This is a genomic window from Nocardioides thalensis, assembly GCF_013410655.1.
Lineage (GTDB): Bacteria > Actinomycetota > Actinomycetes > Propionibacteriales > Nocardioidaceae > Nocardioides > Nocardioides thalensis.
This window is the reverse complement of sequence record NZ_JACCFP010000001.1, coordinates 2,067,712-2,081,899: the sequence shown is the minus strand read 5'-3', so window position 1 is coordinate 2,081,899 and position 14,188 is coordinate 2,067,712. Positions and strand designations below refer to the sequence as shown.

General features: G+C 71.9%; 12 protein-coding genes. 5 read left to right on the top strand and 7 right to left on the bottom strand.

Annotated features, from left to right (window positions below):
• Positions 1-10: 10 nt before the first annotated feature.
• From HNR19_RS10260 to HNR19_RS10235, 6 genes are read right to left on the bottom strand one after another with little or no spacing between them, the layout of a single operon-like run.
• The gene (locus HNR19_RS10260) at positions 11-664 is read right to left on the bottom strand and encodes an FMN reductase (RefSeq protein ID WP_179667830.1); all 654 of its coding nucleotides are present in this window, start codon (positions 662-664) and stop codon (positions 11-13) included.
• The gene (locus HNR19_RS10255) at positions 664-1,839 is read right to left on the bottom strand and encodes an LLM class flavin-dependent oxidoreductase (RefSeq protein WP_179667829.1); all 1,176 of its coding nucleotides are present in this window, start codon (positions 1,837-1,839) and stop codon (positions 664-666) included. The genes HNR19_RS10260 and HNR19_RS10255 overlap by 1 nt, the downstream gene beginning before the upstream one ends.
• Before the next feature lie 38 nt (positions 1,840-1,877).
• Entirely contained in the window at positions 1,878-2,624 is a 747-nt protein-coding gene (locus HNR19_RS10250) for a SpoIIE family protein phosphatase (RefSeq protein ID WP_179667828.1), read from the bottom strand.
• A gap of 13 nt (positions 2,625-2,637) precedes the next feature.
• A complete protein-coding gene (locus tag HNR19_RS10245) occupies positions 2,638-5,061 on the bottom strand; it encodes an FAD-dependent oxidoreductase (RefSeq protein WP_179667827.1) in 2,424 nt (807 codons plus the stop codon).
• Position 5,062: 1 nt separating this feature from the next.
• Positions 5,063-5,983, bottom strand: a complete 921-nt coding sequence (locus tag HNR19_RS10240) for a phosphotransferase (protein WP_179667826.1) — start codon at positions 5,981-5,983, stop codon at positions 5,063-5,065.
• Positions 5,980-7,590: an amino acid permease gene (locus tag HNR19_RS10235; RefSeq protein ID WP_179667825.1), complete on the bottom strand. Its 1,611-nt coding sequence runs from the start codon at positions 7,588-7,590 to the stop codon at positions 5,980-5,982. Before HNR19_RS10235 ends, HNR19_RS10240 begins: the two co-directional genes overlap by 4 nt.
• Before the next feature lie 126 nt (positions 7,591-7,716).
• Between HNR19_RS10235 and HNR19_RS10230 the strand changes: the two genes are divergently transcribed.
• The 5 genes from HNR19_RS10230 to HNR19_RS10210 are packed head-to-tail and all read left to right on the top strand — an operon-like array spanning position 7,717 to position 12,777.
• A complete protein-coding gene (locus HNR19_RS10230; protein WP_179667824.1) occupies positions 7,717-8,472 on the top strand; it encodes a FadR/GntR family transcriptional regulator in 756 nt (251 codons plus the stop codon).
• 22 nt (positions 8,473-8,494) lie between these two features.
• On the top strand, positions 8,495-9,865 hold the full coding sequence (locus tag HNR19_RS10225; protein WP_218910204.1) for a glutamine synthetase family protein: 1,371 nt from the start codon (positions 8,495-8,497) through the stop codon (positions 9,863-9,865).
• Positions 9,862-11,223, top strand: coding sequence for an aldehyde dehydrogenase family protein (locus tag HNR19_RS10220; protein WP_179667822.1), 1,362 nt, complete (start codon positions 9,862-9,864; stop codon positions 11,221-11,223). Before HNR19_RS10225 ends, HNR19_RS10220 begins: the two co-directional genes overlap by 4 nt.
• 40 nt (positions 11,224-11,263) lie before the next feature.
• Complete coding sequence (locus HNR19_RS10215; RefSeq protein ID WP_179667821.1) at positions 11,264-12,040, top strand: 3-oxoacyl-ACP reductase; 777 nt, start codon at positions 11,264-11,266, stop codon at positions 12,038-12,040.
• 8 nt (positions 12,041-12,048) lie between these two features.
• Complete coding sequence (locus HNR19_RS10210; RefSeq protein WP_179667820.1) at positions 12,049-12,777, top strand: gamma-glutamyl-gamma-aminobutyrate hydrolase family protein; 729 nt, start codon at positions 12,049-12,051, stop codon at positions 12,775-12,777.
• On the opposite strand, the gene HNR19_RS10205 is transcribed toward HNR19_RS10210, so the two are convergent.
• Positions 12,774-14,177 (bottom strand): condensation domain-containing protein, encoded by a 1,404-nt coding sequence (locus HNR19_RS10205; RefSeq protein WP_179667819.1) that lies wholly within the window; start codon positions 14,175-14,177, stop codon positions 12,774-12,776. The genes HNR19_RS10210 and HNR19_RS10205 overlap by 4 nt on opposite strands.
• Positions 14,178-14,188: the final 11 nt, after the last annotated feature.

Here is a 14,188-nt window from a genome sequence, read left to right as displayed (position 1 = left end):
GCAGGTCTGGTCAGCGGACGGAGTCGCCCCCGGCCTCGCGCAGCAGCTGCTCGAACGGGGTGACGTCGGCGAACTCGTCCTCCACGAGACGGCGTCGGGCGGGCCGGGACGCGGTCTGCCCGCTGCAACCGAGGAGCGCCGCCAGCTCGATGGCCGCGCGCTCGGCACGCTTCCGCAAGCCCCCCTCGAGCGCCGTGCCGCCGAAGTCCTCGCTGGCGGCGAAGACGCCGGTCGGGACGACCAGCGCGCGCAGGTAGGCGAACAGGGGCCGCAGCGCGTGGTCGAGGACCAGGCTGTGCCGGGCGGTGCCGGCGGTGGCGCCGATCAGGACCGGCTTGCCCTCCAGGGCGCCGATCTCGAGCACGTCGAAGAACGTCTTGAACAAGCCGGAGTAGGAGCCGGCGAAGACCGGGGTGACCACGACGAGCGCGTCGGCGCGGGTCACCTTGTCGATGGCGTCGGCCAGGTCGCCCGTCGGGAACCCGGTCAGCATGTGGTCGGCGAGGGCGTGGGCCAGCGGCCGGAGCTCGACGTACTCGACCTCCACCTCCTCGCCCCGTGCCGCCACCGCGCCCTCGACGGCACCGCCGAGGGTGTCGGCCAGCAGCCGCGTCGACGACGGGACCGAGAGCCCCGCGGCGACGACGACGATCTTCCTGGTCATCAGAGCTCCCCTTCCAGCACCTTGGCGACCTCCGGGTCGCCCAGGTCGCGGTCGCTGCTGCCGGTGGCGGAGTCGCCCTCGGCGTAGACGGTCGAGTCCTTCGGTCCGCCGGCCGCGGCCACCAGCGACGCATGCGTGGGCGCCTCCGGGATGTGCGCCGGGCGTCCTTCCGCGAAGCCCTTCCGCATCTCCGGGAGGATCTCGCCCAGCAGGTCGAGCTGCTCGAGCACCGTCTTGAGCGGCAGTCCGGCGTGGTCCATCAGGAACAGCTGGCGCTGGTAGTGGCCGACGTTGTCGCGGAAGCTCAGCGTGCGCTCCAGCACCTGCTGCGGCGACCCGACGGTCAGCGGCGTGCCCGCCATGAAGTCCTCCAGCGACGGGCCGTGACCGTAAACGGGGGCGTTGTCGAAGTAGGGACGGAACTCGTTGATCGCGTCCTGGCTGTTCTTCCGCATGAAGATCTGGCCGCCGAGGCCGACGATGGCGGTGTCAGCGGGGCCGTGGCCGTAGTGCTCCCACCGACGGCGGTAGAGGTCGATCATCTGCGCCGCGTGGGACGGCGGCCAGAAGATGTGGTTGTGGAAGTAGCCGTCGCCGTAGTAGGCGGCCTGCTCCGCGATCTCGGGGCTGCGGATCGACCCGTGCCACACGAACGGCGGCGCTCCGTCGAGCGGCCGCGGGGTCGAGGTGTAGCCCTGGAGCGGCGTGCGGAAGCGACCCTCCCAGTCGACGACGTCCTCGCGCCAGAGGCGGTGGAGCAGGGCGTAGTTCTCGACGGCGAGGTTGATGCCCTGGCGGATGTCCTTGCCGAACCACGGGTAGACCGGGCCGGTGTTGCCGCGGCCCATCATCAGGTCGACCCGGCCGTCGGTGAGGTGCTGGAGCTTCGCGTAGTTCTCGGCGATCAGCACCGGGTCGGTGGTCGTGATCAGCGTGGTCGCGGTGGACAGGATGATGTTCTCGGTCTGGGCGCCGATGTAGGCGAGCGTCGTGGTCGGCGCGGACGCGATGAACGGCGGGTTGTGGTGCTCGCCGGTCGCGAAGACGTCGAGGCCTATCTCCTCGGCCTTCTTGGCGATCTCGACGGTCGCCTTGATGCGCTCGTGCTCGGTGGGGGTCCGACCGGTCGTAGGGTCCGTCGTCACGTCGCCGACGGTGAAGATGCCGATCTGCATGACTGCATTCTCCCTGAGCTAGATAGTTGAATCTCGAACTACCCTGCCAACGCGGCGCCCGGCGACGCTATTCCGCGCCGCCCGAGGATGAGCACGGCGCGGTCGTCGTCGCCCTGCTCCACCTGCTCGAGGATCGCGGCGGGCGCCCGGTCGAGCCCTTCGAGGGTGGCGGCCTTCGCCGTACGGCACAGCCAGGAGATGCCCACCTCGATGTCCTGGGAGCGCGACTCCACGACACCGTCGGTGTAGAACAGCAGGCCCTCGCCCGGCAGCAGCGTGCCCTCGCTGATGTCGAACTCCGGCTCCGCGACCGCGCCGAGGGCCGTGCCGCGGGCGTTGTCGACGAGGCAGTCGCCGACCGTCGTGTCGTAGCGCAGGACGGGTGGATGGCCCGCGCTGCGGATCAGGTAGCGCCCCGAGCCGAAGTCGAGCACCACCTGGACGGCCGTCGCCATGGCCTCGGGGTCGGGCTGGCGCAGCAGGTAGTCGTTGGCCGCCTGGAGCATGTCGTCGGCCGGGATCACGCCCAGGAGGGCCTGGAGCGCGCCGGCGAACTGCACGGCGTCGGGCAGCGCGGTGTCCCCCTTGCCACAGACGTCGACCAGCACCATCTGCAGACCGGGGCCGGTCGGCAGGTCGAGGAGCCCGGCGACGAAGAAGTCGCCGCCGTAGCGGAAGCCGTGCGCCGCGAGCATGGCGGAGGCGCACGTCCAGTCGTCGGGTAGCGGCGGGACCCGGCACAGCTCCTGGAGCCGGTCACGCAGACCGCTCAGCAGCTCGTCCACCTGGCAAGCGTACTCAGCGCAGGGGCGCTCGGAGGGAAAGTCGCACAGCCGCGTCGCCGCCTCCGACGTCGACCGAGAAGCCACCCGCGTCGAGCAGCGCCGCGTCGACCTGGCCGCGCACCCAGGCGAGCCCGACCGCGGCGCCGACGGTCGCTCCCCAGGCCGCGCTGGTGACCTGGCCGACCGGCTCGCCCCGGCGGAGCAACAGCTCCCCGCCCCAGAGCATGGCCTCCGGATCCGCGCAGACCAGCGACACCAGCCGGCGCGCCGGACCGGGCGCGGCCACGAGCGCCGCCCGCCCCAGGAAGTCCTTGTCGCCGCGCAGCGCGGTCGCGAAGACCAGGCCGGCCTCGCGGGGCGTGACGTCGGGCAGGAGCTCCCTCCCGAACGCGCGGTAGCCCTTCTCCAGCCGCAACGACTCGATGGCCGAGTAGCCCGCGTCGACGGCGCTGTCCCCGGTCAGCGCCGCGTGCACCGCCACCGCCCCGTCGACCGGCACGTAGAGCTCCCAGCCCAGCTCGCCGACGTAGGTCATCCGGGTGGCCCGCAGCCGCACTCCCGCCACCTCGATCTCCTGTGACGTCCCGAACGGGAACGCCTCGTCGGCGAGGTCGGCCGTCGTGTGCCGGGACAGCAGGTCGCGTGCGCCCGGCCCCATCGTCCCGAGCACGGCGAGGTCGCCGGTGACGTCGGCGAACCGGACGTCCTGCCCGGGCGATCGGTGGCGCGCCAGCCAGTCCAGGTCGCGGTAGGTCGTCGCCGCCGACGACACGACGAGGAACGCATCGTCAGCGGTGCGGGTCACCGTCACGTCGGCCTCGTAGCCGCCACGCTCGTTGAGCCAGGGCGTGTAGACGCAGCCTCCGACCTGGACGTCGACGTCGGCAGCGCACAGCCACTGGAGCAGCGCCAGGGCGTCCGGACCGCTCACGGCGTACTTGCTGAACGAGGTCTGGTCGAAGACGGCGACGCCCGTCCGGCAGGCGCGGTGCTCGGCCGCCGACGCCGCCAGCCAGGCCGGCTTGCCCCAGGTGTAGTCGAGCTCGGCCGGCCCGTAGACGAGCGGGCGCTCCCAGCCGTTGCGGGTGCCGAAGAGCGCGCCGCGGCCCCTGAGCACGTCGTGGAGCGGCGAGGTCCGCTGCGGACGGCCGGAGACCGGCTCCCGGTTGGGCCACGGGATCGCGTAGTGCAGCCCCAGGGTCTCGACCACCCGCTCCCGCAGGAAGCCGACGTCGTTCTGCGGTGGCCCGAACCGGCGTACGTCGACACCGGTCAGGTCGTCCTGCGGCCCGTCGCCGACGATCCACTCCGCGAGCGCGCGCCCGGCGCCTCCGGCGGACGCGATGCCGACGGAGTTGAAGCCGCAGCCGACGTAGAGCCCGCGGACTTCGGGGGTCTCGCCGAGCAGGAACTGGTTGTCGGGCGTGAAGGACTCGGGCCCGTTGTAGAACTTGCGGATGCCGGTGGTCGCCAGCGACGGGATCCGGTGGACCGCCTCGTCCATCAGCAGCGAGAAGTGCTCCCAGTCCTCCTCCAGCAGCGCGAACTCGAACGGGTACGGGATCTGGTCCGGCGCGACCCAGGCCTTCGCGTTCGGCTCGAACCCGCCGACGACGAGGCCGCCGACCTCCTCCTTGAAGTAGGTCCACCCGTCCTGGTCGCGCATGATCGGCAGGTCCGGGCGCGTGCCCTCGACGGCCTCGGTGACGACGTAGAAGTGCTCGGCGCTGTGCAGCGGCACGACCACACCCGCGGCGTCGCCGAGCGCCTTGGACCACTGGCCGGCGCAGAGGACGACCCGGTCGGCCTCGACATCCCCGGCGTCCGTTCGGACGCCGGTCACCGCGCGGCCGGCGGCCGTCTCGGAGACCAGCAGCTCGAGCACCCGGGTCCGCTCGCGGATGGTCGCGCCCCCCTGACGCGCGCCACGGGCGAGGGACTGGGTGAGGTCGGCCGGGTTGACCTTCCCGTCCCCCGGCAGCCACAGGGCACCGAGGAGGTCGTCCACCTGCATCGGCGGCCACATCTCGCGTGCCCGCTCGGCGGAGACCACCTCCGCCTCCAGGCCGTACGCCGCGCCGTACGCCGCCGTCCGGCGCAGCTGCGTCATCCGGTCGGGCGTCCGGGCGAGGACCAGGCCGCCGGTGTTGAGGTAGCCGGTGGCCAGCCCGGTCTCCTCCTCGAGGCGCGCATACAGCTCGGCCGAGTAGCGGACCAGCCGGGTGCCGGACTCCGACGCGCGGAGCGGGCCGACCAGTCCGGCCGCGTGCCAGGTGGTGCCGCCCGAGAGGTGCCCCTGCTCCAGCAGCAGGACGTCGCTGCGGCCCAGCCGCGCCAGGTGGTAGGCCACCGAGCAGCCGACGACGCCGCCTCCGACGACGACGATCTCCGCCCGGGCAGGCAGGTCTCCGGGTTTCGAGGCTCGCTGCGCTCGCACATCAACCACCGGACGCGGCCTCCTCGAGCAGTCGCTCGAAGTCACCCGAGCCGAAGGTCGCCCGGGCCTTGTCGTAGCGCTCCATCCCCCACTCCCAGAAGTCGAAGTCGATCGGCGATGCCGCCGCCTGGATGAAGCCCCAGAGCGACCAGCCGTAGCAGCTGCACAGCGCCTGGAGCCGCACCCGCGCCAGGTCGGCCGCCGTCGGCGCGCCGAAGTAGGCCTCGACCCACGCCTCGGTCTGCTCGGGCGAGAAGCCGCACTCGGTGACGGTGTTGCCGAGCTCGAAGCAGGCGTCGTTGTTGCCGGAATACTCGTAGTCGATGAGCCAGGTCCGCTCGCCGTCGTCGAGGTAGTTGGCGGCCAGCAGGTCGTTGTTGCACGGGACGGTCGGTCGCGGGTCCGCCGCCAGTGCCCGGCGGACCCTCGACCACGCGTCGCCGTACGACTCGTAGCCGTCCGGCAGGGCGAACCCGCGCTCCCGGATGGTCGAGAGGTACGACGCCTGCCGCGCGAACATGTCGAAGTCCCCGGTGAAGCGTGGCCCCGCGTGCAGCCGCCGTACGGCGTGCGCGGCGCGGGTGAGCACGCCAGCGTCGGCGAACGAGTCGTCGGTCAGCGGGGACGCATCGAGGTACTCGATCACCAGCATCCCGAGGTCCGGGCGGTACTCGACGACGGCGGCTCCCACGCCGGCCTCCGCGGCGGCCGCCGTGTTGGCGCACTCGGCGTCGCGGTCGATCCCCAGCAGCTCGGCGCCGGCCTGGGAGCAGCGGACCACCAGGTCGAGCCGCGGCGGGACCTCGTCGTCGGAGGTGACCCGGAGGTTGGTGTTGGTCAGCCCGCCGGGCAGGGGCGTGACCCGCCAGGAGCGCCCGGCCAGGACGGCCAGGCGCTCCAGGTCGGGAGCGGCTCCGGTCACTCGGTGGCGGCGACCGGCTCGTCAGGCTCGTCGATCGTGTGGACCGGTCCCTTGAACCACTTCTTGACCGAGACCTCCCACCAGATGGTCAGGAGGATCAGGGCGCCCAGGGTGACGATCGGCGCGTAGTTGACGAACTTCCAGGCGAACCCGTCGTTCCACGGCACCGCGAAGGTGTTGGCGGGCAGCATCAGGTAGAGCGACACCAGCACGATCTCGATGACGGCGACCAGGTTCATCCACTTGTACTTCGACCCGTTGTTCCACGCGCCGACCTCGAACGAGTCGCCGGCCTTCCACCGCAGGTAGATCGGGATCGCGAACGACAGGTAGAGGCCCTGCACGGCGATCGACGTGACCGCGAAGAACGCGACCGGGACGATGAGCGGCGCCTCCTCGGTGCCGAGGTTCACCTCGATCAGCGCCGGCAGCGTGAGCAGCGCCGCGAGCACGGCCACGGTGATCACCGCGTTGGCCGGGACCTTCGCCGCCGTCAGCTTCCGCAGGAAGTCGGAGCCCGGGAGCGCGCGGTCGCGGCTGAACGCGAACGTCATCCGCGAGGCCGAGGTCAGGCACGCGGTGGCGCAGAAGAACTGCGCGCTCGCCGAGATGAACAGCACGACGCCGGCCCAGTTGCTGCCCAGTGCCTCGTTGAACAGGTAGCCCACGCCACCGCCGCCGACACCGGCGTAGTCGGGGTTGCCGAGCGCGTCCTCCGGGATCGCGAAGGTGACGGCGAGCAGCAGGATGTAGCCGCCGACCGCGGAGTAGAAGATCGACTGCCAGATCCCCTTCGCCGCGCCCATCGCCGCGCCCGACGTCTCCTCGGAGAGGTGGGCGGAGGCGTCGAAGCCGGTGATCGTGTACTGCGTGAGCAGGAACGCCAGCGGCAGCACCAGGAACCAGAAGGTGCCGCCGTTGGTGGCGCCCTCGGCGAAGCCCGAGTTGTTGAACCGATCGCCGAACACCTGGCCGAAGCTGAGGTGGTTGTCGGGGACGACGACGAGCACGATGACGATCGCGGCGGCGCCGACGACGTGCCACCACACCGAGATGTTGTTCATGATCGCCATCAGGTGGCCGCTGAAGATGTTCAGCACGGCGGCCAGGGCGAGCACGATCACGAACGTGATGAAGACGCGCGTGAGCGAGTAGTTGCCGGCGTAGTCCTCGGAGAAGGTGCTGATGGTGAGGTCGATGAACGTCGCGCACCCGTATGCGACGCCGGCGGTCACGGCGACCAGGCCGATCCAGTTCAGCCAGCCGGTGTAGAAGCCGGCCTTGGGGCCGCCCATCTTGGCGGCCCACCAGTAGATGCCACCCGAGGTCGGCATCGCGGACACGAGCTCGGACATCGTGAAGCCGATGATGAGGATGAAGACGCTCAGGATCGGCCAGGTCCAGGCGACGGCCATCGGGCCGCCGTTGTTGATGGCGACGGCGTAGTTGGTGAGGCAGCCGGCCAGGATCGAGATGATCGAGAACGAGATCGCGAAGTTCGAGAACCCGGACCAGGTCCGGGCGAGCTCCTGCTTGTAGCCGAGCTTGGCGAGATGCGCTTCGTCGCCCAGTGACGAGGACGCGACCGGCTCATGTGCGTCGGACATGGGAAACCTCCGATTCGGGATTGTCCGGGACGCTAGACCCGCCGCGAGACGGTTGTAAACAGATCCTGTGAAATTGGTATGAACCCAGACCTTTACCCAGTGGGAAGCCGTGGCAGGATGACCCCCATGCCAGCCCTCCCCGCCCGGAGCGACGCGGTTCTCGGCGCGTCCGTGCTGCGGCCGGTGCGCACCCACCATGCGTTCGAGGGATGCGTCGAGCAGCTCGCGACGGCCATCCGGCTGGGCGTCTACCCGCTGGGCAGCACCCTGCCGGGCGAGCGCGAGCTCGCCGAGCGGCTGGGGGTCTCGCGGGCCACGCTGCGCGAGGCGATCGCAGCGCTCCGGCAGGCCGGCCTCGTCGAGACCCGGCGCGGGCGCGGCGGAGGCACGATCGTGACGCTGAAGCCGAAGACCCCGTCGGCGCGCAAGGCAGCCCGGGTGAGCGCCGAGGTGCGGGCCGACTGGCTCGACGTGCTGGAGTACCGCCGGATCACCGAGCCCGGTGCCGCCTACCTCGCCGCGGTCCGCCGCAAGGAGGGCGGCCTCGACGACGCGCAGCGCGACCAGCTGCACGCGGCGCTCGACGAGGTCGCGGCGGCCGACCGGCCCGCGCCGCACCGGCAGGCCGACTCCCGGTTCCACCTGACCGTCGCCGCGCTCTCGGGGTCCACCCGACTGGTCGCCGCGGTGACCGACGTGCAGAAGGTGCTGCACGAGATGCTGCTCGCGATCCCGGTGCTCGACGCCAACATCGCGCACTCCGACCGCCAGCACGCGGCCGTCGTACGCGCGATCCTCGACGGCCGGCCCGACAAGGCGCGCCGCGCCATGGAACAACACTGCGACGACACGGCGGCGCTGCTGCGCGGCCTGGTCGGCTAGCCCGATGGAAAGGACTCCGGCCATGCGCAACGATCGCCACCTCAGCGTCGCCGGCCTCACGGCCGCGATCGACAACGGGGAGATCGACACCGTCGTCGTCGCCTTCACCGACATGCAGGGGCGGCTCCAGGGCAAGCGGCTGCACGGCGCCTACTTCCGCGACTTCGTGCTCGACCACGGCACCGAGGGCTGCAACTACCTGCTCGGCGTCGACGTCGACATGAACACCGTCGACGGCTACGCGATCACGTCGTGGGAGCGCGGCTACGGCGACATGGAGTTCGTGCTCGACCTCGACACGATCCGGCTGCTCCCCCACCACCCGGCCACCGCGATGATCCAGTGCGACCTGGTCTGGCCGGGCCCGGCGCTCGAGCCGGTCGTGCAGTCGCCACGGGCGATCCTCACCGCGCAGCGCGAGCGCGCCGCCGGCCTCGGCTACACCGCCGTCGCGGGCACCGAGCTGGAGTTCATCGTGTTCGAGGACAGCTACGAGGCCGCCCACGACCTCGGCTACCGCGACCTCACTCCCGCCAACCAGTACAACGTCGACTACTCCATCGTCGGCACCTCGCGGATCGAGCCGCTGCTGCGCGAGATCCGCAACGCGACCTACGCCGCGGGGCTCGACACCGAGGGCGCGAAGGGCGAGTGCAACCTCGGCCAGCACGAGATCGGCTTCCTCTACAACGACGTGCTGGTCACGGCCGACAACCACAGCGTCTACAAGACGATGGCCAAGGAGATCGCCGCCCAGCGCGGGCAGTCGATCACGTTCATGGCCAAGTACGACGCCCGCGAGGGCAACTCGTGCCACATCCACCTGTCGCTGCGGGGTCCGTCGGGCGAGACCGTGTTCTGGGACGACGACACGCACGGCCGGACGGCGGTCTACGACCACTTCATCGCGGGCGTGCTGGCGACGATGGCCGACCTCACGCTCCTCTACGCGCCCAACATCAACTCCTACAAGCGCTTCGCCGCGGGCTCCTTCGCGCCGACCACGATCGCGTGGGGCGAGGACAACCGCACCTGTGCCGTGCGCCTGGTCGGTCACGGCGCGGGCGCGCGCCTCGAGAACCGGGTGCCCGGCGGCGACGTGAATCCCTACCTCGCGCTCGCCGCGATGCTCGCGGGCGGCCTGCACGGCGTCGAGCAGGAGCTGCCCCTCGAGCCGGCGTTCGAGGGCAACGCCTACACCTCGACCGACCGGCCCGAGGTGCCGAAGACGCTTCGCGACGCCCGCGACCGGTTCGCCCGGTCCGCGATCGCGCGGTCGTGCTTCGGCGACGAGGTCGTCGACCACTACGTCAACATGGCCGACGTCGAGCTCGCTGCGTACGACGCCGCGGTCACCGACTGGGAGCTGAAGCGGGGGTTCGAGCGCCTGTGACCACCTACACCGTCGTCAACCCGGCCACCGAGCAGGCGGTGACCGACGTCCAGCTCGCCGACCTGGCGCAGGCGGACGCGGCGATCGAGGCCGCCCACGAGGCGTTCCTGACCTGGCGCCACCTGCCGCCCGGCGAGCGGGCCGCGCTGCTGCGGCGCTTCGCCGCCGTGGTCGACGCGCACGTCGACGAGCTCGCCGAGCTCGAGGTGCGCAACGCCGGCCACACCTGGGGCAACGCCCGCTGGGAGGCCGGCAACGTCCGCGACGTCCTGAACTACTACTCCGCCGCCCCGGAGCGCCTGTTCGGCAAGCAGATCCCGGTCGCCGGCGGGGTGAACGTGACGTTCCACGAGCCGCTCGGGGTCGTCGGCGTGATCGTGCCGTGGAACTTCCCGATGCCGATCGCCGGCTGGGGCTTCGCCCCCGCGCTCGCGGCGGGCAACACCGTGGTGCTCAAGCCGGCCGAGCTCACGCCGCTCACGGCGATCCGGATCGGCGAGCTCGCGCTCGACGCGGGACTGCCCGAGCACGTCCTGACCGTGATCCCCGGCAAGGGGTCCGTCGTCGGCGAGCGCTTCGTGACCCACCCGCTGGTGCGCAAGGTCTGCTTCACGGGCTCCACCGAGGTCGGCAAGCGCATCATGGCGGGCTGCGCCGAGCAGGTGAAGCGGGTGACGCTCGAGCTCGGCGGCAAGAGCAGCAACATCGTGTTCGCCGACGCCGACATCGCCGCCGCAGCGGCGGCGGCGCCGTACGGCGTCTTCGACAACGCCGGCCAGGACTGCTGTGCCCGGTCGCGGATCCTCGTCGAGCGCAGCGCCTACGACGAGTTCGTCGAGCGGATGGCGCCGGTGGTCACCGGCCTGCGGGTGCTCGACCCGTCCGACGAGAGCAGCGAGATGGGGCCGCTGATCTCCGCGGGCCAGCGCGACTCGGTGCTCGGCTACCTCGACGGCGTCGAGACCCTGGTGACCGGCTCCGCCCCGGAGGGCGCCGGGTTCTGGGTGCCGCCGACCGTCGTCGCGAGCAGCGACCCGGGCGAGCGGATCTGGCGCGAGGAGGTCTTCGGGCCGGTCGTCGCGGTGATGCCGTTCGACGACGAGGCGCACGCCGTGGAGCTCGCCAACGACACCGAGTACGGCCTGTCCGGCTCGATCTTCACCAGCGACCTCGGCAAGGGCCTGCGGGTCTCCCGGGCCGTCGAGTCGGGCAACCTCAGCGTGAACTCGCACTCGTCGGTCCGCTACTGGACGCCGTTCGGCGGCTACAAGCAGTCCGGCCTCGGCCGGGAGCTCGGACCGGATGCGCCGTACGCGTTCACCGAGGAGAAGAACGTGTTCATCAACCAGGTCTCGTGACGGTCGCGGGGCGACCTCCTCGACCACCGAAGGGAGCAGCATGGGCAGGATCCAGGACCGCGTGGCCGTCGTGACCGGCGGGTGCTCGGGCATCGGGCTGGCGACCGTGCAGCGGTTCGTCGCCGAGGGCGCGCGGGTCGTGATCGGCGACATCGACGACGAGGGCGGCGCCAAGCTGGTCGCCGAGCTCGGAGGGTCGGACGTCGCGACCTACGTCCACGTCGACGTCACCGACAAGGAGCAGGTCGACGCGCTCTTCAGGACCGCGAAGGACACCTACGGCTCGGTCGACATCGCGTTCAACAACGCCGGCATCTCCCCGCCCGACGACGACTCGATCCTCGACACCGAGCTCGACGCGTGGCGACGGGTCCAGGAGGTCAACCTGACCTCGGTCTACCTGTGCTGCAAGGCCGCGCTCCCCTACATGATCGAGCAGGGCAAGGGGTCGATCATCAACACCGCGTCGTTCGTCGCGGTGATGGGCGCGGCGACCTCGCAGATCTCCTACTCCGCCTCCAAGGGCGGCGTGCTCTCGATGAGCCGCGAGCTCGGCGTGCAGTTCGCCCGGCAGGGGGTGCGGGTCAACGCGCTCTGCCCCGGCCCGGTCAACACGCCGCTGCTGCAGGAGCTCTTCGCCAAGGATCCCGAGCGGGCCGCACGCCGGCTGGTGCACGTGCCCCTCGGCCGGTTCGCCGAGCCCGAGGAGATCGCCTCCGCCGTGCTCTTCCTCGCCAGCGACGACTCGTCGTTCATGACCGCCAACACCTTCCTGGTCGACGGCGGCATCAGCGGCGCCTACGTGACTCCCCTGTGAGCGCGCCGATGAGCGACCTGCCGGTCATCGGCCTCTCCACCTACCGCGAGGTGTCGCGGCACGGCGTGTGGACCGAGCTCTCGGACCTGCTGCCGAGCGAGTACGCCGACGCGGTCCGCATCGCCGGCGGCGTGCCCCTGCTGCTGCCGGTGCCTCCCGACTCCGCCGACGCGGCCGCTGTGGGGTCGGCCGCGTCGGCGCTGGTGGCGCGGCTCGACGGTCTGGTCATCAGCGGCGGGGGCGACGTCTCGCCGAGCGCGTACGGCGCGGAGCCACACCCCCGCACCGGCGGCGTGCTCGCGGCGCGCGACGCGTGGGAGCTCGCCCTGCTCGACGCCGCGGCCGAGCGGTCGCTGCCGACGCTCGGCATCTGCCGCGGGATGCAGGTGATGGCCGTGCACGCGGGCGGCAGCCTGCACCAGCACGTGCCCGACCTGGTCGGCAACGAGGCCCACAACCCCGGCGCCGACGCCTACGGGTCGATCGACGTCGCGACCACGCCCGGCAGCCGGCTCGCGTCGCTGGTCGGCGACAAGGTGACGGTCAACTGCCACCACCACCAGGCCGTGCGCGACCACCCAGGCTTCGATGCCGTCGCGGTCTCCCCGGCCGACGGCTCGCTCGAGGCGATGGAGGCACCGGGCGACCGCTTCTGCCTCGCGGTCCAGTGGCACCCGGAGACGCTCGCCGACCTCGGGCTGTTCGCGGGGTTCGTCGAGGCCGCGCGCGGGCGCTAGGCCGACTCCTCGCCCTCCGGCGCCACGAGCAACGGACGGGTGAGCGCGTCGATCGACGCCATCATCGCGCCGAGCAGCTCGCGCATCGTCCGCTCCGCCGCCAGCGTCCCGGGATAGCGCGCCGCGACGTTGAGGCCGTCGGCCGTGCGGCCGAACCGCAGGCGCACCTCGCCGTCGCCGTACGCCGGGCTCCGGAGTGCGCGCGCCCGCCACCCGTCCCACTGGTCGACGCCCGGGATCAGCCGGCCGTCGACGTACGAGACGACCAGCCGGGGACGGTCCTCGATCTCCAGCAGCTCGGCCACCCGCGCGAACGGCACGAGCGAGAGGTCGCGCGACTCCGCGATGGCGGCGTGCACCCGGCCGGCGACCTCCGGGAGCCCGGTCGCGCCCGCGACGTCGACATCGACCGGCGCCAGGCCGGCGAAGCGCCCGACGGCGCAGGCGTGCCGCAGCGACTGCCGCGTGGGGATCGGCATCACGAACCGGACCCGCTCCTCGCCGGACAGCTGCCGGATGCCGAGCGCCATCGCCCCCAGCACGCACGACTGGAGCGAGAGCCCGGCCGCCTTGCCGAGACCGTTGAGGACGTGGGTCTGCTGCCGGTCGGCGACCCAGGTGTTCAGGCTCGTCTGGCGCAGCCGGGCGCCCTCGCCGGGACCGAACGCCGGCGCGACCGGGAAGCGCGGGCGGCCGTCGGGGTCATCGCGGTCCAGGAACGACCGCCACCGCCGCACGGCCTCCGCGTCGACGTCGATCGTCGCGGCCAGCCGGGTCTCCTCCTCTGCGTGGTCGACCAGGCTGCCGACCCCCGTCGGGGCGGCGAGCTCGTCGTCCCCCTCCCCCGCCAGCGCCCGGCGGTAGAGGTCGACGATCTCGTCGAACCAGAGCAGCTGGGAGTAGGCGTCCAGCACGGAGTGGTCGGCGCCGAGGGCCAGCGTGAAGCCGTCTGCGGTCGGGTCCACGGAGGTCCAGAACAGGCAGTGCGGCCAGCTGTAGGGCCCGACCGTCGCGAGGAACTCGGCCAGGTGGCGCTCGGCGCCGTCCGCGTCGAGGCGGCCGACCTCGTCGGCCACGATCGAGACCTCGTCCGCGGCGATGGTACGGCGCCGCCAGTCGGGTCCAGGTCCGCTCACCGTCGCGACCGCAGTGGTGCGCAGCCCCTCGTGGCGGGCGATCCACGCGACCAGGGCGCGGCGGAGCGCGAGGGCGTCGAAGCGCTCCGGCACCCTCAGCACGGCGCCGATCCACGAGCCCGTCTCGTGGGTCTCCAGGTGCGCCTCGTGGTCGGGCGACAGCGGTCGCGGGTCGTCGGCCCACGCGGACGGTCGGGTCATCGGCGTCCAGGTCGTCACGACGCCGGCCGGCACGTCGTAGGCGGACAGCTCGGTGTACTCCATGGGGGTGGGGC